The sequence below is a fragment of the Curtobacterium sp. MCSS17_016 genome, assembly GCF_003234255.2.
GTDB classification, from domain to species: domain Bacteria; phylum Actinomycetota; class Actinomycetes; order Actinomycetales; family Microbacteriaceae; genus Curtobacterium; species Curtobacterium flaccumfaciens.
In genome coordinates this window covers 280,755-303,360 of record NZ_CP126254.1, presented here as the reverse complement: position 1 = coordinate 303,360, position 22,606 = coordinate 280,755, and the positions used below count along the sequence as shown (strand labels likewise).

The following is a 22,606-nucleotide window of genomic DNA, read 5'->3' as shown; positions in this document are numbered from 1 at the left end:
AACGTTGAGACGTTATGGCGCCGATAGGCTCGCGTCAAACAGTTCAGCGTGAAGGAGTGGTCCGATGGAGGATGCCGTCGATCGAGTCGTGGCCCAGTGGGGCCGGGAACGACCAGACCTCGACGTCCGCGCGATGGCCGTCATCGGGCGCATCGGGCGCGCCGAAGCGATCCTCGACCGGAAGGTCGGTGCCGTCCTCGCTGAGCACGACCTGCTGCCGGGTGAGTTCGACCTCCTCGCGACCCTCCGACGTGCGGGATCACCACATCGGTTGGCCGTCGGACAGATGCTCGCCGTCACGATGGTGACCTCCGGCGCCGTCACGAACCGCTTGAACCGGCTCGTCGCGAAGGGCTACGTCACGCGGGAGACCGACCCCGCGAACCGACGCAGTGTGCTCGTCACGTTGACCGATCACGGCTTGACGGTGGTGGACGCGGCGCTTGCCCGGCACGTCGAGAACGAACGGGAGCTCCTCGGGACCCTGAGCAGCGACGAGGAGCAGCAGCTGGCCGGGCTCCTCCGGAAGCTGCTGCTCGGCCTCGGTGACGGGGCGGCCTGAGCACAGCCCGTCGTGCCGGCCGCACTCGGGGCCGACCTGACGCGCTCCGCCTCAGGCGGCGCCGTGGCCCCGGCCGTGGCCGTGCTTCGTCGCGTTGGCGTTGACGAGGTGCAGTTCGTTGCCGTGGCGCTCCACCACGGGCTCGTACCCGGCGGGCAGGCCGGCGACGCGGACCCGGCTGAAACTCGAGCCCTTCGCGATCCGGTCCGCCGTGATCAGGACCAGGTCGTTCGCCACGGCCGTGCCCTTGGCGACGTGCACCCGCAGCGTTCCGCCGAACGACGCCGTGCCCTCGATGCGCAGGGCAGGACGGGGTCCGGAGACACTCAGCGACAGTGCGGCGTGCGAGCGCTGCGTCAGGTTGCCGCCGATGCGGATCACCCTCGTGCTGGTCTCGGCGAGCGTGCCGGAGACAGTGGTCACCGACCCCTTGCCCAGGGCAGCAGCGGAGTCCGCGATCAGCGTCCCACCGCGGACGACGGTGCCGCCGGTGTAGCGGTTCGAGCCGGCGAGGGTGAGGGTGCCGGTCCCCCGCTTGGTCAGCGACCCGTTCCCGCCGATGTCGTTGCGCCAGGTGTCGGCGGCGTCCAGGCCCTTCTCGGCGGCGTCCATCGAGACGGTCACCGCGCTGTCGAACGCTCCGTAGCCGAACGCTGCCGAGAAGAGGTCGAGTCGCCCCCACCCTTCCGCGTCGTCCAGCAGGGGGTAGCCCGACGGCAGCGCGGTCGTCCGGAGCACCTCTCGGATCTGGTCGTCGCTGAGGTACGGCAGGCGGGTCCGCAGGAGCGCCTCGGCACCCTTCGGCACCGTGGCGGGGATCGTCTTCGTGCCGGTCCGCGTGAACCCGTACGTCAGACGCCCGCGGTAGTCCTTCTTGTCCGACGCGTAGTCCGCGTAGCGATCGACGGCGCTCGGGCTGGCGGCGGTGAGCACCTTCTCCGCCTGCTGGTGCGCCTGCTGCTCGAGCTGCGTGTTGGCCGGGTCGTCCAGGATGGCCGCTGCCAGCGCAGTCGCCAGGACCCGCCCGCCCATGACGTCGAGCGGTGAGTGCATCCCCGCGACGATCCGACTGTTGCCGATCTCCGAGCCGTTGGCGAGGAGCTCGGTGTACTTCTCCGGGTACGCGTACGCGAACGCCAGGGACGCCAGGTAGCCGGCGTTGGTGTGTCCGCTGGGGAACCCGCCGTCGGTGGCGGGCGTCGGCGACTTCTCGGGGACGAGCTGCGGGAGGACCTGCACGTCCTGGCTCTGCCGGTACGGCCGCGCGTACTGGTAGTACTTCTTCGCGTTGCTGGCAGAGGAGAAGTCGCCACGCAGCGTGTTCACCAGCTGGACGACGTCGCCGAGTTCCGAATCGGTGTCCGCCCACGACCCCTTCGCGTTGCCCTGGTCGACGTACTGCTTCGTCGTGGCATCCGCCGGGATCTCGTCGGGGATCGTCGTGCCCGCGTTCGTCGCGGCCCGCACCGCGTCCGACAGGTCACCGAAACCCTCGATGGCCGAGTAGCTCTGGTTCCGTCGGTCGATCAGGTACGCCTCGTGCCCCTGCGCATCCGTGCGGGTCTGCGTGGTCCGCGCTGCCTGCGCGATGTTCGAGTCCAGGATCCGCTGCGCTGCAGCGCTGGTGGCGACCCCGTTGTCCCACGACGATCCCGGGCGCCACAGGGTGCCGAACTGCGACAGCACCCCGGTCGCAGCGTTCGTCTCCAGCGTCGTGGCAGCAGGGGTGTTCGTCTTGTAGGTGTCCACGAAGTACCCGTAGGCCCCTGGACGCGGCGCGGTCCGCGATGTCGCCGCGGACGCTCCCGCCGGAGCGATCAAGGACACGGCGCACGCCACAGCCAGGACCCCCAGCACCGTGCGGGCCCGACGTCTCGGAACAGCGATCAGGAACCGGCGCATGGCGTTCTCTCCACTCGGGGCGTGGTCACACGGCTCGGTGACACAGAGCAAAAGCGTGCCGCAGGCCCGTGAACCGGAAGTGGCAGGTGCGTGAACCGCCGCCGTACTCGCTGCTGTTGCTCACCACGGACGCCGCCGGTTGCAACAGCGACGCCGCGAAACCGGGGCCTTCGCCTCTCCCGTCTGACCGGTCACGTGCCTGGGACGGCTGACGAGACGGACTGGAGGCGCGGTGCGGGCTGGCACCGCGCCTCCAGTCCGTCGGTCGACCCGTCACGGGCGAGAGGGGCGGGGGTACCCGATCCCGCCCCTCCCGCCCGTAGATCAGCCCGCGCCGTGCGGCGCACGGCGCTCCACCAGGCCCGGAACTGGTGAAGTCCTCAACGGCGCAGGGTGTCGCGCGCCAGGACGGCGAAGTCGCGCAGGAGGTCGAGTTCCACGGTGCCCGCATCGCGTGGAGCGGGGTCGAACACGCAGACCGCACCGACGCGGGTGCCGTCCAGGTCCTCCAACGGATGCCCCGCGTAGAAGCGGATCCGTCCCCGCCGTACGACCTGCGGACGGCTCCGGTCCCATGCGTCCTCGATGACCGTCGGTCCCGAGTGCAGCACGGTCGAACGGCAGAAGGAGTCCTGCAGCGCTCCCGTCCCGCGTGGGAACCACACGCTCGCAGCGGACCACTGCCGTCCCAGCGGCAGGAACGTGATCGCAGCCCCCCTCGTGCGGAAGAGTTCCGTCATCTGCTGCACCATCCGGTCGAGGGCGGCGTCGGCCGGCGCGTCGACGACACCCAGGCGACGGATCGCGTCGTACCGGTCCTGCACACGCTGCGGCGTCGAACGGAGCCACTGCGGGCTGCCGGCTCGGGCACGTTGCTGCTCGATCAGCAGGTGCACGACCTCGACGAACAGCGGCGGGGTGCACGTGATCACGTCCGTGTCCACACCGAGCACGACCAGGTCACGTCGCGCCTGCTGCAGTGCGGTGACGAGCGCGGACTGGTCCTCCTCGTGCGCCAACGCGAGCACGATCTCCGTGGTCGGCGCGAGCAGCGGTCGGAGCTGATCGACCAGGACGAGCGCTTCCTCGGCGGCACCGACGACCGCGGTACTCGTCGTGCGGCTGTGGACGACGCTGCCGGACAGGCAGACCACCACCACGTCGTAGTTGGCGACGTGGAGACCGCTCCCGGCCGAGACCAGCGTCTGGCCGGACCAGCTCGACCACGGCACCGCGGTGACGTCCACACCACGTCCGGACCGTGCAGCCACGTTCTCCGCCATCGTCCGCGCGGCGTCGGGCAGCGACGCTCCGGGCGCGAAGACCGCATCGCCGAACACGAGGATCCGGTCCGAGTCCGCGCCGCTCGCCGACGCGGTGACGATGCGCGGCGCGGACGAACGGTCGGGCAGTCGTGGGGCTTCCAGCATGGTCATCGTCAACCTCCTTGTTCGACGCGGGCTCCTGGACTGCTCTGGTTTCCGGGAGCCCGACGGGTGCGCGCCGGCTGGACACGACCGTAGACAGGGCGGAAGAGCACACGCCATCCGTTGCGCGCGGAGTCACCGTCGATCCGCGCGGGATCGTGTCCGGTGGACGTGGACGCGGCAGGTAGAGTCGCGCCATGACCGGGGCAGCAACGGAGATGTTCGCCTCGCATCGACTCGCCGACAGCACCACCGCCGACGAGGCCGCGGCCGTGCTCAGTGAGGTGTTCCTCCCGGTGCAGGTCACCCCGTCCGAACCCGTCCCGGGTCTGCGCATGCACCTGAACGCGCTCACGGCCGGTCGGATCACGTTCGGCTACATGCGCTTCCGCGAGGCCGTCCGGATGCGCACCGCGGAGCCCGTCGACTACCACCTCGACATCCCCGTACGGTCGCAGATGACGATGCGTGCCGCCCGGGGCACGCAGTTCCGCGGGACCGAGCAGACCGCCGGGGTCTTCATGCCGGGCAGACCCGTGGAACTCGACTGCAGCGACTGGTTCGCGCAGGTCGCCATCATGATCCCGCACGGCGACCTGCAGACCGAGCTGGAGCTCCTGCTGGACGCACCGACCTCGACACCGCTCGAGTTCCAGACCGAGTTCGACCTCACCACCGACGGAGGCCGCGCCGTCTCGCAGGCCGTCCGGCTCGTCGACGAGAGCTCTCGGCGGACGCCAGGCGTCCTCGCACATCCACTCGCGATCCTCAGCCTCGAGCAGGTGTTCCTGCACAGCCTGCTGCTCGGGCAGCCGCACAACCACTCCACGGCGCTCGACACGCCGCAAGGAAGATCCGGCGCCCGGTCGGTCTCCCGCGCCGTTGAACTCCTCCGCCACGACCCGGCGCAGCCGTGGACGGTGGGAACGCTCGCGTCTGCCGTCTCGACGAGCGTCCGCAGCCTCCAGGAAGCCTTCCGACGAGAACTCGACACCACGCCGACGGCCTACCTTCGGCGGCTCCGGTTGGAGCGGGCCCGCGAGGACCTCATCACCGCCCGCTCGGACAGCGTCACCGTGTCCGAGGTCGCCGCTCGCTGGGGCTTCCTGCACGTCAGTCGCTTCGCCAGCGCCTACGCCGAACGGTTCGGCGAGCTGCCATCCGGCACGTTGCGGCGTACAAGACGCCCGGAAGGGCATCTGGAGCAGACGCAGGAACCGACGGGCTGACGCTCCGCTGGCTGGGCCCGATCCTCGTTCGGCAGCCAGGCAGCAACGGGGCGGAGTCGTGCGCTCAGGAGAGTGCACCGCATCTGCGCCGAGGCCACTCCCCCCGAACGAAGAAAACCCCCGCATGCACGGGGGTTTTCTGTGGCGGTACCGGTGGGATTTGAACCCATCGCCGTGCCTGGAGGGGCACTGGACTGGATGGCGGATCGGCGTGAGCTAGCGGTTGTTGGCCCCGGCGCCGGACAGGTCGAGCCGGTCCGAGCCAGGTGGCGCCGCACCAAAATGCACCACGGCGCACCGCGCCCTGCTGTAGCCGACCTCGACGATGAGGGCACTCCGAGTCCTGTGAGTGACTGAGCCCTCCTGACTTGACGGAGTTGTCTAGTTCTGCCACTTCCGAGCGGCCGCAGCGGGTACGTCCGTTGCGTGTTGAAGGCGCCGCCGACTTGTTGGACCAGTCGACTCGCCCTATCGGATGCACACGAGGACAATGCCAGAACGAGAGGCGGTGCTTGCGGCAGGGGCCCGCCTCCGGGTCGGTCCGGCCTCGCCTGGCTCGCGGCCGACACCGACTTCGCAGCCAGGACAGTCTTCCGGTCCCTCTCCGGATCCAGGTCGGCCCGTCGGCGCGGCTGGATCAGATGGCGAGCACCCCCGTTCACGGGTCATGCGCCGAGTGCCCTTCAATTTTGGCCGTCCGGATGCAAAGGTAGAGGTTGTGTCGCATTCTTCTTTCGCTACGCTGGCCGAGTCGCTATCGGGCGCCGCACTAAGCGGAACTGGTACAGCGTCCTTCGGGATCCCCGCGGACTTGAACTTCTTCGTTGAGCCGGTCCTCGTCTTTAAAGAAGGTCTCGACGATCTCGCCGCCGACGTGATCCTCGTTTCCGCGAGAGGAGCGGCCGGAAAGAGCCGCACCGCAGCCGAGCTTGCAAGACGAGCTGGAGCACCTCTTTGGCGCCTGGAAAGAGACGCAGCCGTGAGTCGCGCCGCTCTCCCCCACGCGTTTGACTCTTACCTGAGCACCGTGAACGCGCTAGCCACCGTGAGGAGTCGCAGCGAGGCACCGGCAGTCTTGATCGATTCGCTTGACGAGGCGCGTTCTCGTGTCTCCGCTCAGTCGTGGGACGAGTTCCTTCAGTCCCTCGCCAACGCGAGCGAGCAGGGACTCCGCTTGGTCCTGTTCGGCAGAGACAGGACGCTGGAGGAAGTCTGGTTGAAGCTCACGGACGCGGGCCGAACCGTCGCCTGGATGGAAGTCTCGCATTTTCCTGTCGAATCACAGAAAACTTACATTGATGGTCTTGTGTCACATCGCGGCGCGCCCGCAGCTATCGGCGGGCGCCACTACGCGGAAGCGCGAGACGCGCTCCTCAGCGCGCTGGCTGGTTCGGTTACCGACGATACCGTCGAGACTTTCGTTGGATACGCCCCAGTGCTCGACGCCGTCGCCGCTGTGCTTGTCGACGAGCAGAACCATTACAAGCTAGCGCAGGATTTCCGGTCTCGCTCGAGCAGCCCGAGACACATTGACGTCCTTCGGGATATTCTCGACAGCCTCCTCATTCGCGAGCAGGGCAAACTTGAGCCCCTATCCAGGGATCTCGGACTTCCGCCGCAGTCTCTCTACACGCCGGAAGAGCAGATCGAGTGGCTTTGGCACGACATCACAGGTACAAGCGCACCGAAACTGCATCAGATAGTTGACCCAGCGGCGGACCTTGAGTACCGGAAGCAACTCCGCCCATTCCTGAATGATCATCCGTTCCGCTCAGAACAGCATTGGGCAAGCGTGGTATTCGAGGCTTACGCTGCTGCCTCTAATTTCGAGATTCTGACTCCTTCCACTCTTCTTCTTGAGGTCGGCGACCACTCTGGACTGCTGTTCGACTTCGTATCAACAGTGCCATCGGAGCAGAAGTCAATTTACATTGATGAGCCTCAGTTTGCCGCGCTGCACTCATCCATCCTCGCTGGGGAGTATTCGGGGAGCCCTGCGAACGTTAGCTTGACTGACAACGACCAACTGGGCTTCGTGGGCCACATGGAGGTCGTCCGATCGAGCGGACCACTAGCACTTAACTTTGATCTGATCCCAGAGAACTCGACTCATCTGACCCTTGCCGGCCCCCTCGAGTCCTTGACCGTCGTGACAGAATCAGGCATCCGCATTGCACCCCTTAGGGGCGGACGCGCGATTGGCCCTGACCTCTACTTGCGCGCGACAGCCCTGCGCCTGGACGGCGATGACGCCCGTTTCGCGAGGACCGGGTCCGGCTCAACCCCGGAGTTCTCTGATTCACGTTTCGAAATCGAGGGGAAGTCGATAGATCTTCCCAGCTTCATTTCGGTCGCGCCAATGCCGGGCACGTTCGAGCTCGCAGTGCCGGAGGAAGTCGACTTGATCTACCCCTGGACCACTTATCGAGTAGCACTTGAACAAGACGACGACATCGACCCGCAATCGAAGGCGATTCGATTCTTGAACAAGCTTCAAAACCTTGCACGAACCCACGGTCATACGGACGGCAGAGCAACCTATTTCATGAAACTTCAGGGCAGACAGCCCTTGAAGTCCGCCCAGCTTCGCAATGTATTGAAGTTCATGGAGAAGCGTGGCGCGCTCAGACTGGACGGCGACCTCGTATTTCTTACACCAGAAGCAGACAAGCATCGCTTCAGCGGCAAGTCGGTCCCGGGTCAACAGACGATCGAGGACGAGTGGACGTACTGGGGCCCGATCGTGCGCGGGATTGAAGAGATGATCGCCCACGGGTGAGACTGGCCAGGCGATTTTGTCCCGCGGTCAGTGTCATCGGGATTCAGGAGCCGTGTGACTCGTCGCGCCACCCTGCTTTAGCAGCTGGTCCGCGCGCTGCCGACTGAGCGCCGCAGTCAGGTTGTCCAGGTCATCCGGGAACAACGCCGCGTAGGTGTCGAGCGTCACCTTCGCGGACTTGTGCCCTAGCATCCGCTGCACGACCTTCACGTTTGCGCCCGCGCTGATCGCCAGCGAGGCTGCCGTATGGCGGAGGTCGTGTGGCGTCACCCGACGGAAGCTCGGATCCTCGGCCATGGCCCGTTTCACCGCTTGCGCGAACCATCCCTGTTGCGAGTGGCCTGGGCGGAGAAAGCCTCCAGATGGTGACGACCAGAGGCGCTCGTCGGGATGCTTCCCATCACAAGCCGCAGCGACAGCGGCATCGAGAAATTCCGGAAACGCGATAGAGCGCCGTTCGTGGGACTTCACGCCACCAAGAACGTGCTGGCCGTTGACCTCGGTTACTGCTTCACGGATGTTGGCGCGACGGCGATCGACGTCGACATTGCGAACGCGCAGGGCCGTCGCTTCGCCCCAGCGAAGACCCGTGTAAGCGAGGAAACGCACTAGATCGCTGTACCGGGCCTCGCTAGCCAGGACCTCCACCTGCGCATGAGTCAGGAATACCTCGTCCGGGATGGGCTTCTTCTTGACGGTGAGGCCGCGTGCCGGATTTTTCAGCACGCGGTTCTCTTCGATCGCGTCGTCCAAAATGCCGGCGAGCAGGTCACGTGCTCGTGCGACCGAGGTGTGCGAGAGCTTGGCGCCGAGCTCGTTGAGCCAGACCTGCACCTCCCGCTTGGAGATCCGTCCGACTGCGTAGCGCCCCCACCTGGGTTCGACGTGCACTCGCCACGAGCTCTCAACTGAGTGGAAGCTGCTTTCCGTCAGCTTCGCTCGGTGGAGTTCGAGCCACGTCGTCCCGAGCTCGGCGATGGTTGCTCGAGTATCCGAGGGATCGATATAGGAACCCTTGAGCTTCGAGACTTCGACCGTCGAGAGGTAGGCCTCGGCCTCCTTCTTGACCCGGAACCCGCGATCGTGGCCACGTGTTCCGTCCGGCTTGGTGTACCAGACCTCCCAGAGCCGCCCCTTGGTCTTCGTCTCGTATGACTTGATCGTCCCCATCGGTTAGCGCAGCTCGTCCGTGGTGCTCGCGAACTCCTGCTCGCGCAGCCACTCCTCAACGGCCTCGAGCCGGTAGAGCGGCAGCCGACCTACCCGCACGAATCGGGGCCCGCGCCCTGTCGAGCGCCACTCGCGCAAGTTGCGAGTTGTCGTATGAAGCTGCGCGGCGAGAGCATCAGGCGTGAGCAGGTCGTTCAGCCGGGGCGCGGCGACGGTGACTGCAGTGGACATAGGTTCTCCTCGAAAGTCGATGCTTTCGAGGAGGCCGTGTAGCCGAACCTGTTACCGGTTGCTTGGCGTACCTGCTCGCCGAGCCATCGTTGGCTCTCGTCCCTTTCATGTCATTCGGACGTACGAGGACTCTACAAGCATCCGAGCACGACGACGGATCCAATTCGGACGGGCCGCGCCCGATTGCGGTCGGGAGCTGAGCAAGCACGAGCGGAGCGCTGGTCCGCCGGACGCAGTTGAGCAGGCAGTAGACGCTCGCGATGGCGTGCCGTTCGGCACCGCGTCGCCGGGATGCTGCCGCAGGGCTACCCATGGCCTCCTCAGTACTTCGTCCTCCGTGTACCTGGTGTACCTGCACCGTACCTGGCAAGGAAGCACTTACCAGGTACGCGCAAAATGGCCTCTGACTGGCACTTTCTCGCGACGTACCTACATGTACCTGGTCTCGGCGGTAAACCTCTCTTAGGGCGGAAGAGGGCACCACGGCTGCCCCGTTTTCGCCCTAGGTAATCCTTTTCCCGAACCACCAGGTACAGCAGGTACACGAGCCTCTGACGTCCCGTTTACCGCTTAGTTGCAGGGATCAGCTGTACCTGGAGGTGTAACTGCACCCCCGTTTCAGCAGGTACAGACCAGGTACACGGTGGCCACGAGTTAGGACATGGACGGCGACGGCCAACCTGCATCTTCCACTCTCGTCCGTTCCGCGGCGGACATTGCTCGGGCCCGCGGACCCCGCCGAGGTCCTGGCCGCCTGGCCGTGCCCGTCGAGGTGGTACCCCGCACGGCGGTGGCGCCCGGCCATCGCAGAATCATTTCGGAAACGATTTTGGTAATGATTTCTGGAACGTGCAGACCGGACTGACCCAGTCGCCCCTCGACGAAGCATGTCCCTCCAGCGACCACCGGGAGCGCTGTTGACGCCGGCCTGGAAGGGCGGCTCACAGCCGGTGTCCGAGGGGGAGCAACGCGGAGGATCGGCATCGGCGCAAGGCACCCGAGAACGCCCCCGACGGGGCGTTGGAGGGCAAGGAGCGCAAGCGACGCAGTAAGGGCCCGAGGAGCGCCAGCGACGAGGGTGAGGGGCACCCGGAGACCGAGCGCAGCGAGAGGCTCAGGGGGTCCCGAAGAGGTGTCGGCTGTGCCGACCGACGAACAAGTTCACGAGGAGCGCAGCGAGTCGGGAACGCAGGTCGGCGTCACCTCCCCTTATGCCCTTTTCTCTCTCTCCCCGCATTCGGAGCTTCAGCGACGAATCGGGGTCACAACTGCTGTTGTGATCGGGGGAAACGAGTGGTCCCACATCATCTGGTACCGCTCCGGAATCCGAAGGACCCGAAGGGCGGAGCGGTACCAGTGCCACTCGTTTGCCCCGGAGAGTCGGGGATTGACCGGTACCGCGTCACGGAGTGAGTTGACGCCGCGGTACCGGTCATGCTGCGCAGCAGCGTCGGGGATGGTGGAGCCTGCGGAACCAGACCCCCTTCACCCCGACGTGGCGGCTCGCGGAGCCGCCCCCTTGCTCTCACAGCAGCGCAGGTCGGAGCATCGCGGAGACCTCCTCTGCGGGTCTGTCGCTGGGCGCGCAGCGCCATCGAGACGGCCGACGAAGGAGCGCCGGCTCACGCCTTCCGCGACGCCCGCGAAGCGGGCCACTGGCACGCCCTTCTCTTGCTCGATGAGGGCACGACTGTGGAGTGCCCGGTGCCCGCTTCGCCACCCGTCGCAGACCTCGTGACGCCACCGTCTCGAGACCTCGCTCACGGGCCGGCGCGCGCAGCGCATCCGAGCTCGTTGCGCCGAGCCCCAGGTGGCAAGAACCCCGTCCCAGGATTCGCCCCGTGGGCGCCGTCCACTTCGCAGGAGATCGGTTCCAGGTCAATCACCGTCACGGCCCCTGACACGGTTGGATCTGGACTGCCAGACACCTGTGCCCAGTCATCGCGCAGTCGAGATCCGTTGCGAGCCGCGTTCGCCTTCTCGGTCGCGAAGCGCCAGAGGATCCGGGAGGGCCGCCAGGCCCGAGCGGCGCTGCGTTCGATGCCGACGGGGCGTAGCCCCGGGGGACGGCCCTGGCATCATCAGGCTCCGCCGAACCGGGCTGCCTCATCCTCGAGCATGGGATGTCTCCACCCTCGTCGAAGTCCCACTCGCGGGGGCGGGGCGCGGACGTCCACCTTCGCGATCCCCTCGCATCCTGGGGAGCCGACTTCCCCTTGCACCGCGATCCCGCACCAGGCGTGCATCGCCCAAGGACCGAGGCCGAGAGAGGCACGAACGAGCGCCGACCGACGCCGGGCGCGGCACTCCTGGAGCGGGCTGAGCATGGCCCCCGATCGCAGCCATCGCGCCACGCTCCCGCCACCACTCATGCCCTCGGCGGAGCCTCGTTCCGGGGTCGAAGACGCCGGGCGTTGCTGGTCAGTTGCCGGTCACGTCGCGGTCACGCGCCGTCCCACAGTGACCGATTGGTGGCCGCCCGCTGACCAGACGCCGGTCGGATTCGTGGTCCTGGAGCCCTGGCGACAGTGATTCGGCCCGCTTCGGGCCGTGCGACCGCCTTGTGACCATTCTCTGGTCAGGGCTTGGTCAGGCTCCGCCCCGCCGCCGGTCACGGCCCGTCTTCGCTCGTTCGCGGCGGTCCTCGGTGGCCGTTGCTTGGCCGCCGAGTGGCCGACTCGTGGGCGCCAGCCGGTCAGGTGATCGATGCGCCGTTCCCGCTCGGATACGAGCGGATCACGCGGCCCTTGATGTCGCCGGTACGGGCGACAATGGGCGGCATGAGCGATCATCAGCACGACGAGGAGAACCAGGACGGCAGCACCGACGAGCGTTCGGTGCGTCTGCCGCGCTCGCGCGACGACTCGGTCGCCGCGGTCCTTGAAGCCGAGCCGGCGCTACTCGGTGACCCGCTGCTCATCGTCGGCACGAGTGTGCTGACGGAGCGTGGCGACGTCGCGGACGTCGTCGCGGTGGACAGCACCGCGGCCGTGCACGTGATCAGCGTCGCCGACGGCGTCGCGGACGCTCGCAGCGTCGGCAGTCTCGTGGACCTGTCCGCGTGGGCTCGGTCGTTCTCGGTCGCTGGTCTCCGGCGCACCTTCGACGCGTACCACGAGGGCACCACGCTCGACGAGGCGTTTGAGGACGCCTTCGAGCAGCGCCTCCCCGGTGAGCTCGCGACCGACCCGGTCGCGGTGGTGGTCGCGGCGGCCTTCGACGAGGACGCGGCCGATCACCTCGAGGAGGTGACGGCGTTCAACCACAACGTGCGCGCGTTCTCGTTCCAGGAGTACGTCGACGATGAGGACGACGCGCTCTACGTGCTGACGAAGCGCGTGGCGTAGTCGGCGTGAGCCGGCGCAGCGCGAGCTCGAAAAACAGAACCCCCGCAGCCGAAGCTGCGGGGGTTCTGTCGTCGAGAGGGGTGCGGGCGCTACGCGGCGGACTCGTCGATGCGGTCGTACGCAGCGCGCACGAGCTCGGTCGCGTCGGCACCCGCGTGCGCGACGTCACGGACGAGCACCGCGGACGAGTTCGTGTGCTCGACTCGCCGGCCGAGCGACTGCGTCTGGTCGCGGTCGAGCTCGCGTGCCCACACCAGGTCGTACGTCGCGGCGTCGAAGAGCAGGAACAGCGCCGCGTCGAAGTCCCACGAGCGCACGGCCGAGAAGTTCTGCGTGCGCTTGTCGTCAGCGCGCACCGTGCGCGCCTTGACCTGGATGCGGCGGTCGTCAGCGGCGACGAGGTCGTAGCTCTTCTCGGAGTTCGGCGCGAGCGATCCGCCGTAGGCGCGCACGGCGAGGCTCTCCGCGAGGTCGCCGAGCGGCGAGTTGCGCGTCCGGACGAGCGAGCGGCGCATGAGCTCGTCGAGGATCGCGACGTAGCTCGCGAGCAGCTCGCGCACCGACAGCGTTGCAGGATCGAACGGCGGCCGCGGCACGGGTGCTGGTGCAGTCATGGCCGCAGCCTACGAGCGGTTCGGGTCTCGAGGACAGGCTCGTCACAACGTGACGACGAGCGCCGCGATCACCAGCCCGACGCCGACGGCGGCAGTGATGCCTCCTCCGATGAGCGTCACGATCCGTTCCTTCTTCGACGTCGGCATCATGCGACCACCCTGTCCCTGATCGCGACAGCGGGGTCGCAGAAACGAAGAACCCCCGCAGCCGAAGCTGCGGGGGTTCTTCTCGGTGTCCAGGTCGACGTCAGTTCTTCGAGAGGCGCACGGTCGTCGTCGTTCCGGCCATCGACACCGGGAAGCTGATCTCGTCCTTGTCGAACGTGAAGTCCTTTGTGTCGTCGGTCGACGCCAGGAGCGCGGAGTCGGTCGCCTCCTTGTCGCGCGTCGACGTCCATGTGTAGGGCGTCGCGCCATCCGTCGGCGGCGTGAACGTGCCGACCCAGAACAGCGAGGTCGTGTCGCCGTTGTCGGTGACGAAGTTGATGGTGATCGTGTCAGCGGTGATCGTCGCGCTGGTCCAGCCGTCGTCGCTGGAGGCGTTGTTCTGCTTCCAGTCACCGGTGAGGTCCGGCGCCTTGGCGGCGGCCTGCGTCGGCGCAGCTTCGGTCTTCGCGCTCGTCGGCTTCGAGGAGTCGTCCGCGGCCGTCGAGGTGTTGGAGGCGCTGCAGCCGGTGAGCGCGAGCACTGCGGCGAGGGCGACTGGGGCAATCAGGTTCTTCATAGTGTCCTCATAGTGGCAGGTCAAAGGAGCGGGAGCTGTTCGCGGCGACGGTCGCCACACGCAGGGAGCGTGTCAGGCGATCGTGCTCTGGCTGCCGAGCGAATACATACCCGCGAGGTCGCGGAGCTTGTACAGGACGACGCCGACGTGCGGCTACTCGACCTAGAGCTCGTCCTTCGCGGCGTGCTGCTCGGTGAGCGCGTGAACACGGCCGGTGGCCGAGGAGGTCGTGCTCCTCTCGGAGATGGACCGCGGAGCCGACGGGCGGCACGGTCGTGAAGTGTCCGGAGCGGGTGAGCGCGTCGTCATTGCGCTCAGTCTCGCGGCATCGGTGGCGCTGTTTGCCGTGTTCCTGTACGGCGCGGGCCGGCCTCGTCGCGAGCATCAACGGCGTCGGGCAGCCGAGCGCGACTTCGTCCCTACCCGCATGCCCAGAGAATCAACGCACAGGAGGCCGCGGCCGCGAAGGCCGCTGTGGCGGCAGACGACGTTGCGATTCCGGGCCCCATAGTCAGCGGCGAGCTCTGCATGCCGCAGGGGACGTTCCAGAGGACCAGCGCCGGGAAGTCCGACGTCGAGCCGAAGGTGCTCGCGTCGATGCAGGCTTTGGCCGCGGTCGAGAGCCCGAACCAGGCGGTCTACCAGAAGGCAGCTGCGCTTGCACAGGATCCCGCGAGCGTGCCGTCCATCGTGAAGGCGCAGGCGATCGTCGCCGACTTCGCCAAGGCGGTGCGGGTGGACACGACGACCTGCCCGCGACGTGCAGGCCGATGGGGGCGTGATCCATCCCGCCTTCGTCATCACGTTCGACGGGCGCGGCTGTGGGAGAGGATCGCACTGATCGGCCCGAACGCGACGAGTTACCGTGGCGCCCGCGGGTGCGCGTCGCACGACGGGTGGGCAACGAACCACGAGGTCGACTGGTGTCCGTCCTGCGGCGAGGCGCAGCGGGCCCTCGACGGCTCAGTTAGTCGGCCGCCGGAGCGACTTCGGGGTCGGAGGCCGCCCACGCCGCCTCTGCCACGCCGATCGACTTCTGGAACGACGGGATCCACTTGGTGACAGCGGGAAGGTCCGTTCGGGCTACCTGGATGGTGAAGCCGGCCACCTGGCGCTTTCGGACGATCTGCGTCTCGACCGCGACCGTGTATGGGATCTCGAGCGCCTCGAGGTGCGTGCCGAGCTCGCCTGCGTCCTGCATCCACCCGCCGGCGTCGCGGCTGCGCCACATGCACAGTCCGCGCTGCTCATCGAGCCAGACGTAGCTGCCGGCGCGGAAGAGGCCGATGAGGGTGCGCTGCACAGCTCGTTGCTCGGGTGGCATGGGCATGCCTCGATCGTAGGGGTGATGGCGCTTCAGCCCGCGTCGTGCCAGTGCAGCCCAAGTGTCGCGAACGCTTGCTGAAGGGCTTCGTTGTCCGGGGTGATGGTGCCCTGTGTGTCCGGTGCGATGTGTGTCGGGCGGTCGTTGTCGCCGTCTGCGAAGCGCTCGAAGATCGCCCACATGCCCAGTTCGTCGCCATGACGAGAGCGGAACTCGACGCCGTCACACAAGGCTGCTCCGTCGTCGCGCAACTCGTAGATGCCGCGCGCGATCGTTCGGGTCATGTCACGTCGGTTCGGGTCTTTGAGCAGGTCGGTGCCGATGTCGGCAGCCGCGATGCCGAAAGCGGCGAACACACCGCTCGCGGCAAGGTAGGCGACCGAGTCCGAGTGCGTGATGAAGCAGTACGAGCCGGTCTGCGTTCCACGGGCCCAGACGCGGTCCTCAAGCCACTCGCACCCGACGGCGCCGGCTTCGGCGGTCGGGTAGAGGGGTGCGCTGTCGTCGTCGTCGACGATCGCGTCGAGCTCCCGGAGGAGCTGCACGTCGGGACGAAGGCGGGCGAGGACCTCGAGGAAGCAGCCGACGAGGGTCTCGGCCGTGTAGATCGTCCGGAACTTCCCGAGCTGGTCGTCCCAGCGGCCATCGAAGAGGCCGTTGTCACCGGCATACTCCCACGGTGTCCAGGCCCATGGGTCAGGGGCGTGCCCGATCCGCCAGACGACGCCGGGGTCGGTGGTGAGACGGATGCCGGTCGGGCTCATCCGACGAAGGCGAAGGACGCCGCAGCCGAGAGCAGCTGACCACCAACGTCGGCAGGCTCCTGTTCGCGGAGGAGCCGCGCGGGCGCCGTGTAGTCGAGGGCCGGGTTCATGCCCTGGAACCAGGACTGCGTGGTCGCGGCAGAGTACCGCTCACGGAGCACGCCGGCGATCTGGTACGCCGTGCGCAGCCGCAGTTCGTCGAGCTGGCCGGGCGAGCTCGTGCCCGAAGCCCAGCCGGCCACGGGGCGGGTCGAACCGACGTTGCCGAGGTATGCGACGAGCTTCACGCCGAGCGTCTCGCGCAGGCGGGTGACGATCTCCGGGAACGGCAACCCGACCGACTCTTCATAGGCGCGCAGGCCTGGCCGCTGCGCGGACGTGGCGGTTCTCATCGTGGACATACCTCATCGTAGACACAAGCACTCAAAAACACGAGCACACTAGCAGGCATAATCGCACCCGAAATCGGCGAGGTCATCGCTCAGCGGGTGGCGCGGATGACGCTTCCATCGGGGGTGACCTTCGCTGGTGCGTACGCCTCCTGCCGGGCTGGTGCATCCAGGTGCTGTCCGGGCGTGAACTCTGAAGGCCACCAGTTCGGGATCCACGAAGGGCAAGGCGCCGGGCCATCTTCGTCCCGAAGCCAGACACCACTGCCGAGCGCTGTGTACTTGGTCTCGCCCTGCTCCCGGATCCACCCTGGCACCTGGTACACGCGCTCGACCGTGCCCTGAACGGCGACGACGAGCGGGTGCTTCTGCGCGCGGACCTCGGCGCCGACGGCCCAGTAGCGGCGGTCGGCCTGCTCTTGCTCCTGGGCCGACGTTTCGCCGTACAGGCGGCCGTCCGACTGCTTCCACTCGCGGTCGCGGCGGCAGATGGTCGGCACCCACCGCGCCAGGGGGCGCTCGTAGGGCGGGAGGAGTGGCCCCGACTGCCCGAACCTGGTCGGCGCCCTGAAAACTGTGGTGGAAAACTTCACCTGCGCGACGCGGGCTCTCGAGTGAGCACCTCGTGTTACTCGACGGGGTGAGCACCTCCGGCGGGTGACGGGTCCCGTCACGCAGCCCGTACCCGTGCCGTTGACGGGAGTGCGAGACGCCCGTCGACGACCCGTGTGTCTGCCTGCTTCAGCCGGGTCAGGATGGGCAGGATCTCGACGTGCAGGATCCCTGGCAGGGCACCGGCCTCGTCGGTGACGTAGCGGAACAGCTCCTGGGAGCCACGGAACGTCACCGCGGCCGCGATGTTCGCGAACCCAGTGATCGCCGCGACCCAGCTCGTCTGGGGATGCCGGGACAGCGCGTCGCCGACATCCTGGATGCGGTTCGGAGCGACCTGGACGAGCAGGGTCGGGCGGTAGCAGCTCGATGCCAGGTTTCCGAACGGGAAGAGCACCGCGCCCCAGACGACGAGCGTGGGGATCCCGGCGTCCTTCGCCTTCCGCGCGCAGTCCCAGGTGCCGCGGGAGGTGTCGATCCTCCCCCGGTGCGAGGTGCAGGCCGTTGGCGGGGAACGCGAGGCGACACGCCCGAGAGGAGAATTTTGCGGAAATCTAATTCCACTCGGGAACGAGCAGAATCGACCACCCTCGGATTCCGCGGTCACAGGCAGGCAGTCGCCTTTATCTAGCCTCCCAGGTATGAACACCCCAGATGACCCTCATGATTCCCCCACCCTACGGCACGGGAGCACCCTTGCCACGACCGCGGCGGAAGGCGAGCTACTACTTGCGCTTCGGACTCTCGGCGCCGAGGGCGACCATCTCGTTCGCGGCCTCACGACACTGATCATGAGCATGCCGCCCATTCCGCCGCGAACCGTTCAAGCTCAGCACGGCAGGGCACTCATCGAAGCTGGCGTGATGACCGCTGAGGCAGTCGCCTCGGTCGACGATGAGCTAGCTCAGGGTGCTTTGCAGCTCGCGGAGATCGGCGGCTGGCTCGCGAGCGCCTGGGAAACGGTGTCACTCGACGCGGCGTGCGCATTCCTGCATCGGACATCCGAGGACATCGTCGAAGCGGCGGAACGAGGCGAGCTTCTCATCGTCGACATCGGAGGCGAGCGTCGGGTTCCGGCCTGGCAGTTCACGACGCGCCCAGTCGGCCACCTCTTGCCGCACCTCGACGAACTGCTGCCGGCGCTATCCGCACGTTGGGACCCGCTCGCGATCGGGCGGTTCTTCTCGACAAGACAGGAGGACTTGTTCGATGAGGGCATGAAGACACCCGCGGCGTGGCTCGAGGACGGCGGCGACGTTCAAGATCTTCTCGAGATCGTCGAGGGAGGACAGTACCGATGACCGAGCGACCTGCCCTCTGGTTCATGGACGACGACGGCGAGCTTCACCGCTACAGGCGCGACAAGGCTCTCTCGGAGGAAGACCTGCGCCTCTTCATCGAGGCCCATCCTGAGGCCCTTGGCGACGTTATCATTCTCGGCCGGGACGTCAAGACCTACGGCCACGGGGACGTAGACCTCGTTGCGATCGACTCCGAAGGCCAGCTCTGGGTGATCGAGCTCAAGCTCGGACCAGCAACCCGAGAGATCACCAAGCAGACCTTCGGCTACGCGTCGTGGGGAGAATCAGCGACCCTCCGCGAACTCTCCGAACTCTATGCGGCGTATTCGAGCGGCGGCTCGCTCTCGGAGGAGTTCGAGCGCCGGTTCGGTAAGCGCCTTCCCGGACGTGCCGAGCGGGGCTTGGTCGTGGCGACGGTCGCGTTCAAGACCGATGAGCACGCCCACTGTCAGCTGGAATGGCTCGAGCGGCAAGGCGGCCCAGTCCGCGCCTACGAGTACGCGTTTCTTTACGCGGAGGGGATCGAGGGCTTCGAGATGCGACGTGTCTGCTTGCACGGTCATGGCAGGTGACCGCAACGCCGTCCAGCGTGAAGGCGTCGGCACCCCGATCCTTAATCAGACCGCACCGGCTCGAGCGATCTGGACGGATGCTAGCCACTGGCGCGGCAGCCACGGTCAGTCTGCCCGACTGGCCGCGGGAAGAAGAACCAGCAAGGCAATCTATGCGGCGAGCTATGCCAGGGCTGATGTGGCCCACGAGCGAAAGGCGGCCCCACCATCGCGCAGAAAGTCACCACGCACCTCGTCGACGACCTCACCGGCGACATCATCGAAGACGGCAAAGGCCGCACGGTCACGTTCGGCTTCGACGGCAGCAACTACGAAATCGACCTCACCGACGACAACGCAGACGCGCTGCGCGAAGCGTTCTCCGACTACGTTGCCGCCGCTCGCAAGGTGAGCGGCCGGTCCGGCCGGACCACCGGCGGCAGCGCGCCCAAGCGCGGGAACTCGGACGAGCTCGCGAAAGTCCGCGAGTGGGCGAACGCGAACGGCCACGAGGTCTCCTCCCGCGGCCGCATCAGCCAGGCCGTCCGCGACGCGTACGACGCCGCACTGACGCCACTCCCCCAGTAGAACAGCCGGCCACCCCGCGGGGTGGGCGCTGTTCTTGTCTGCGCCGATATGGCGGTCTTATGTCAGCGAAGAACCAAGCGCTCGACGGCTCACCAGCTCCTCCACGAGCACCCACGCGGAGTGGACACCGACCGCCGTCCACGGATCTCCCGAAGTTATCCCGCCGCGACCATTAGGCAGGACCGGTTGCACTCAAACCATCGGAGATTCTCTTCGTCTCGTCTGCAAACCAAGACATTTTGCGGGCCCCGGTGCGCCAATCATTCAATCCGGTCATGACAGCAGCCGTAACAGTCGCAAGTTCTTGATCGCGCCTGCCGACCTCCATGCTGACTGTTCTCGCGATTGTTTCTGTGAGTACAGCCCATGCCCAATCCGCGACCGGACGCTCCTTCGCCTCAAGCAGCCAGGCAAAGCGCCAGGAATTTGCTAGCATTTTACCCATGTGATCCGCGTCAATCGAAACGCCTCCACGGAAAGCTTGGCGAGCATTCTCCAGCGTCTCCATTAAATGCTCCACGGCATCAATCCGGCGAGATACGCGGTCTGCTTTGCGCTGGGCGCGCTGCTGAAGCCAGAAAAGCACAAGCACACCAGCGATCGAAAACGCGCCGCCTACCACACTAGGGGTGACCGCATTGACAAACTTAGCTAGGTCTTCTGGATTGCCCCAATTCATGATTAGAGCATACGCGGGCCAATCAGTTTTCGCTTGCAGGCGATCCACACAACGCGATAACAACCGTTTGACGCCAGGCTGGGCGATGACGCCGTCTTGCGTGATACTTCGAGATCACCTGAGTCCAGCGCGAACGACCACCCCTGATTTTGCCTACCACTCCCGCTGGCGCTGATACAGGGCTCTTATGTCAGCGCGCCGTTCTCACGCGCCGCACGTAAGCGATATCCCAAACGAGCGCGATGCTTTCCCTCAGCCTCGGCTACGCCGTGGGTTCATCGCCGAATGCAAGATCGGCAGATTGAACCATTCGGATGAGATAGGAGGTTGCGATGCCGTGCCATCGATATCTACGTTGCACAACAGCGTCGAGCCATAGAAATAGCGCATAAAGTGCATCGTCCCCGATTCTCACCCAGCCAGCCCCAACTGAACCATCCGGCCAAAGAAAGGAGAGGGAGCCCCGTCCATCTGCAAGATTGACGTACGCACCATGACCTAATACAAACAAAGCATCCAGCGGAGCTAGCGTATCGCGGCGGACGGCGCTAATATCGACAGGAGCGACTTCATTGAGCAAGGCAAGCACCCGATCTTGCGCGAGGGAGGTCTCGAAGGCCACCGCGAAGAAAGGGAATGAGTCAATAAATCGAACACCATCTGACTGCGTGATTGACATCAGCTCGTTTTTTTGGGGCGGATCGGGGGTCAAACTACGCACGCTTTGACCCTTCTTCACAATGTCCTGAAGGGTTTGTTTGGTTAAAGTAGTTTTTACCTCTGCCATACCCGATGTACCCTCGGCGAGATAATATCCCGCATCGTGCGAACCGTGATTCAAGGGCTGGTCATCATTAGTCAGTATGATGTCAAGCTGATTCGTCTCGGCACCCCAGCGGTCAAAGACTTGCCCCGCGCCCACCCCGAATCGGCGGGGCATGTGCTTAACCAAAAAGCTACGCACCGCGTGTTCGGCCGATTCCCCTTTGCTTAAATTGTGGGAAAATCCCGCTCGAAATTGATTGAGCTGCGCAAGGAGTTTTTGCTCCTCGGCGGCAAATATCGCGTGCATCTTGTTCCGAACAGGATCTTCAGACGCTCCTACCTTATGCATGCCTGCACCTCAGCCCTATTTTGGTGGGGGTATCAAAGCTTAAATTGGGATGGTTGCCGGTCAGGCGTGATTTTCCGGCTCCGCCTCGACCTACCTAGCGCATCACACGCCGCTGGAGGTGATGACTCCTCGGCGCTGCCACTCCACCACTGTGATTGCTAGGTGCACAACGGCGGCCGCTTCCCGCTCTGCCGGCGTTCGGTGCTCATTTCCGCCATGGCGGTCTGGATTAGGCCACGCAAAACGAAGCACCTTGGCCAAATCTGGTGTTGCACCGAGATCGAAACGTACGCCCTCCGGCTCTTTCTGCAGTTCCGTGATGACGGTTCCAAGCGTTGCACGTTTGTTTCTCGGAGCCACCAGAGGTACAAGGGCGGTTTCCATAGCCTTGATTGCATGATCCCAGGCATCCGAAGGATTCGGCGTCAGCCCGTAGAGCTGCGTCCAGGCCTCCTGCAGATCGAGCGCAGCTTCATCGTTTGCTTGAACAACCTCGTGATACGCATTATGAAGCTCTTCGGTGACGCGACGCTCCAAAGCGCCGTTGTTATCCGCAACGGTCCAGATGGAAAATGCCTGCTGAAGCAAAGCGCGCAGGTCAGAAGCGGTCGCCGCGTGCAAGTTCCCGAGATGGAGAACTGCGTCGAGCACGTCCAGCATGAGATCGTCGTCGCGTTCGACCTGGTTGAGGAGCTGGCGTACCGGCGGATTTTGATAGTTACGCGGATTCACCGCAGTGTCGACAGCAAGAGCCACATCGAGGACCAGTTTCTCTCTCGTCCCCCCACGCGAGTCACGGTATCCGAACGCCCCCTCGAGCCAGTGCACCAACGCGACGGTTGCGGGAGGGCTGAAACTAGCGGTCAGCGCGATTGGAGCCTTCCGCCCGTCCCGCACTGAAAGTCGCTGCCAATCAGTCAACGTAATTCCTCGTCTCCGCTGATGCTTCCAGTGACCGCGTCTGGGTGTGACACTCAACCTCAGTGAATCCTACGGCTCGTCCTTGATCAGCACCCAAGGTGCCAACCGGCACCCGTCGCTCTGAGGTATACCCCACTGCTACGCCTCCTCCGAGACCTGGTTGGTGTTGCATTGGGGTGGGAATGCGCGTCAGTGCCACGCTTCCGTGCAAGGTCTAGAGACGCCGCAACACCGGACGCCATCGGTGTGAGCGACGGTGCCGACTGATAGTGAGCAAACGCCACGGATTCGCAAACGCTTGCGGGGGTTGCTACGAAGAAGGACCGAGGGCGCCTGCGCTGGTTCGGGTCCGGGCAGGCGCCCTCGCGCTACGACGCC

At 65.9% G+C, this 22,606-nt stretch carries 21 protein-coding genes and 1 pseudogene; 8 read left to right on the top strand and 14 right to left on the bottom strand.

Features of this window, described 5'->3' with window-relative positions; translation table 11 throughout:
- Positions 1 to 64: 64 nt before the first annotated feature.
- Positions 65 to 562: a MarR family winged helix-turn-helix transcriptional regulator gene (locus tag DEJ19_RS01520; protein WP_111233206.1), complete on the top strand. Its 498-nt coding sequence runs from the start codon at positions 65 to 67 to the stop codon at positions 560 to 562.
- A 51-nt stretch (positions 563 to 613) separates the two neighbouring features.
- Here DEJ19_RS01520 and DEJ19_RS01515 read toward each other — a convergent pair whose 3' ends face one another.
- Positions 614 to 2,311 (bottom strand): acid phosphatase, encoded by a 1,698-nt coding sequence (locus DEJ19_RS01515; protein WP_111233207.1) that lies wholly within the window; start codon positions 2,309 to 2,311, stop codon positions 614 to 616.
- Positions 2,312 to 2,844: 533 nt separating this feature from the next.
- Complete coding sequence (locus DEJ19_RS01510; RefSeq protein ID WP_111233208.1) at positions 2,845 to 3,900, bottom strand: GAF domain-containing protein; 1,056 nt, start codon at positions 3,898 to 3,900, stop codon at positions 2,845 to 2,847.
- Between the two features lie 188 nt (positions 3,901 to 4,088).
- Here DEJ19_RS01510 and DEJ19_RS01505 point away from each other — a divergent pair, with 188 nt between their 5' ends.
- Complete coding sequence (locus tag DEJ19_RS01505; RefSeq protein ID WP_111233209.1) at positions 4,089 to 5,120, top strand: AraC family transcriptional regulator; 1,032 nt, start codon at positions 4,089 to 4,091, stop codon at positions 5,118 to 5,120.
- An 811-nt stretch (positions 5,121 to 5,931) separates the two neighbouring features.
- On the top strand, positions 5,932 to 7,899 hold the full coding sequence (locus DEJ19_RS01500; protein ID WP_146250653.1) for a hypothetical protein: 1,968 nt from the start codon (positions 5,932 to 5,934) through the stop codon (positions 7,897 to 7,899).
- Between the two features lie 33 nt (positions 7,900 to 7,932).
- Here DEJ19_RS01500 and DEJ19_RS01495 read toward each other — a convergent pair whose 3' ends face one another.
- Together DEJ19_RS01495 and DEJ19_RS01490 are read right to left on the bottom strand one after the other, a co-directional pair.
- On the bottom strand, positions 7,933 to 9,069 hold the full coding sequence (locus tag DEJ19_RS01495) for a tyrosine-type recombinase/integrase (RefSeq protein WP_111233211.1): 1,137 nt from the start codon (positions 9,067 to 9,069) through the stop codon (positions 7,933 to 7,935).
- A 3-nt stretch (positions 9,070 to 9,072) separates the two neighbouring features.
- Positions 9,073 to 9,300, bottom strand: a complete 228-nt coding sequence (locus DEJ19_RS01490) for a helix-turn-helix transcriptional regulator (protein ID WP_111233212.1) — start codon at positions 9,298 to 9,300, stop codon at positions 9,073 to 9,075.
- Between the two features lie 2,780 nt (positions 9,301 to 12,080).
- Here DEJ19_RS01490 and DEJ19_RS01485 point away from each other — a divergent pair.
- A complete protein-coding gene (locus DEJ19_RS01485) occupies positions 12,081 to 12,647 on the top strand; it encodes a hypothetical protein (protein WP_146250654.1) in 567 nt (188 codons plus the stop codon).
- A gap of 89 nt (positions 12,648 to 12,736) precedes the next feature.
- Here the strand turns inward: DEJ19_RS01485 and DEJ19_RS01480 are convergent, their stop codons facing one another.
- The 7 genes from DEJ19_RS01480 to DEJ19_RS01450 form a co-directional block, all read right to left on the bottom strand.
- Positions 12,737 to 13,261: a DUF6998 domain-containing protein gene (locus tag DEJ19_RS01480; RefSeq protein WP_146250655.1), complete on the bottom strand. Its 525-nt coding sequence runs from the start codon at positions 13,259 to 13,261 to the stop codon at positions 12,737 to 12,739.
- A 247-nt stretch (positions 13,262 to 13,508) separates the two neighbouring features.
- Positions 13,509 to 13,985 carry a hypothetical protein gene (locus DEJ19_RS01475; protein WP_111233215.1) on the bottom strand — a complete coding sequence of 159 codons (477 nt, stop codon included), beginning with the start codon at positions 13,983 to 13,985 and terminating at the stop codon, positions 13,509 to 13,511.
- A 967-nt stretch (positions 13,986 to 14,952) separates the two neighbouring features.
- Positions 14,953 to 15,315: a hypothetical protein gene (locus DEJ19_RS01470; protein ID WP_146250656.1), complete on the bottom strand. Its 363-nt coding sequence runs from the start codon at positions 15,313 to 15,315 to the stop codon at positions 14,953 to 14,955.
- A gap of 26 nt (positions 15,316 to 15,341) precedes the next feature.
- Positions 15,342 to 16,073: an RES domain-containing protein gene (locus DEJ19_RS01465; RefSeq protein ID WP_111233217.1), complete on the bottom strand. Its 732-nt coding sequence runs from the start codon at positions 16,071 to 16,073 to the stop codon at positions 15,342 to 15,344.
- The gene (locus DEJ19_RS01460) at positions 16,070 to 16,474 is read right to left on the bottom strand and encodes a hypothetical protein (protein WP_258377395.1); all 405 of its coding nucleotides are present in this window, start codon (positions 16,472 to 16,474) and stop codon (positions 16,070 to 16,072) included. The genes DEJ19_RS01465 and DEJ19_RS01460 overlap by 4 nt, the downstream gene beginning before the upstream one ends.
- A gap of 80 nt (positions 16,475 to 16,554) precedes the next feature.
- On the bottom strand, positions 16,555 to 16,962 hold the full coding sequence (locus DEJ19_RS01455) for a hypothetical protein (protein ID WP_146250657.1): 408 nt from the start codon (positions 16,960 to 16,962) through the stop codon (positions 16,555 to 16,557).
- Positions 16,963 to 17,132: 170 nt separating this feature from the next.
- Complete coding sequence (locus DEJ19_RS01450) at positions 17,133 to 17,471, bottom strand: Lrp/AsnC ligand binding domain-containing protein (protein WP_111233219.1); 339 nt, start codon at positions 17,469 to 17,471, stop codon at positions 17,133 to 17,135.
- 244 nt (positions 17,472 to 17,715) lie between these two features.
- On the opposite strand from DEJ19_RS01450, the gene DEJ19_RS01445 reads away from it, so the two are divergent.
- The 4 genes and pseudogenes from DEJ19_RS01445 (at position 17,716) to DEJ19_RS21985 (ending at position 19,514) form a co-directional block, all read left to right on the top strand.
- Positions 17,716 to 18,375 (top strand): hypothetical protein, encoded by a 660-nt coding sequence (locus DEJ19_RS01445; protein ID WP_146250659.1) that lies wholly within the window; start codon positions 17,716 to 17,718, stop codon positions 18,373 to 18,375.
- On the top strand, positions 18,372 to 18,947 hold the full coding sequence (locus DEJ19_RS01440) for a PDDEXK family nuclease (RefSeq protein ID WP_111233221.1): 576 nt from the start codon (positions 18,372 to 18,374) through the stop codon (positions 18,945 to 18,947). Before DEJ19_RS01445 ends, DEJ19_RS01440 begins: the two co-directional genes overlap by 4 nt.
- A 207-nt stretch (positions 18,948 to 19,154) precedes the next feature.
- Positions 19,155 to 19,325: pseudogene (locus DEJ19_RS21990) on the top strand (Lsr2 dimerization domain-containing protein); the annotation flags it as partial.
- Positions 19,326 to 19,334: 9 nt separating this feature from the next.
- Positions 19,335 to 19,514 (top strand): Lsr2 family DNA-binding protein, encoded by a 180-nt coding sequence (locus DEJ19_RS21985; protein ID WP_502869783.1) that lies wholly within the window; start codon positions 19,335 to 19,337, stop codon positions 19,512 to 19,514.
- A gap of 172 nt (positions 19,515 to 19,686) precedes the next feature.
- Here the strand turns inward: DEJ19_RS21985 and DEJ19_RS01430 are convergent, their stop codons facing one another.
- The 3 genes from DEJ19_RS01430 to DEJ19_RS01420 form a co-directional block, all read right to left on the bottom strand.
- On the bottom strand, positions 19,687 to 20,193 hold the full coding sequence (locus DEJ19_RS01430) for a hypothetical protein (protein ID WP_146239742.1): 507 nt from the start codon (positions 20,191 to 20,193) through the stop codon (positions 19,687 to 19,689).
- A 262-nt stretch (positions 20,194 to 20,455) separates the two neighbouring features.
- Positions 20,456 to 21,307: a DUF6602 domain-containing protein gene (locus DEJ19_RS01425; protein WP_146250660.1), complete on the bottom strand. Its 852-nt coding sequence runs from the start codon at positions 21,305 to 21,307 to the stop codon at positions 20,456 to 20,458.
- Positions 21,308 to 21,409: 102 nt separating this feature from the next.
- Positions 21,410 to 22,135 carry a hypothetical protein gene (locus DEJ19_RS01420; protein ID WP_146239740.1) on the bottom strand — a complete coding sequence of 242 codons (726 nt, stop codon included), beginning with the start codon at positions 22,133 to 22,135 and terminating at the stop codon, positions 21,410 to 21,412.
- Between the last annotated feature and the right edge of the window lie 471 nt (positions 22,136 to 22,606).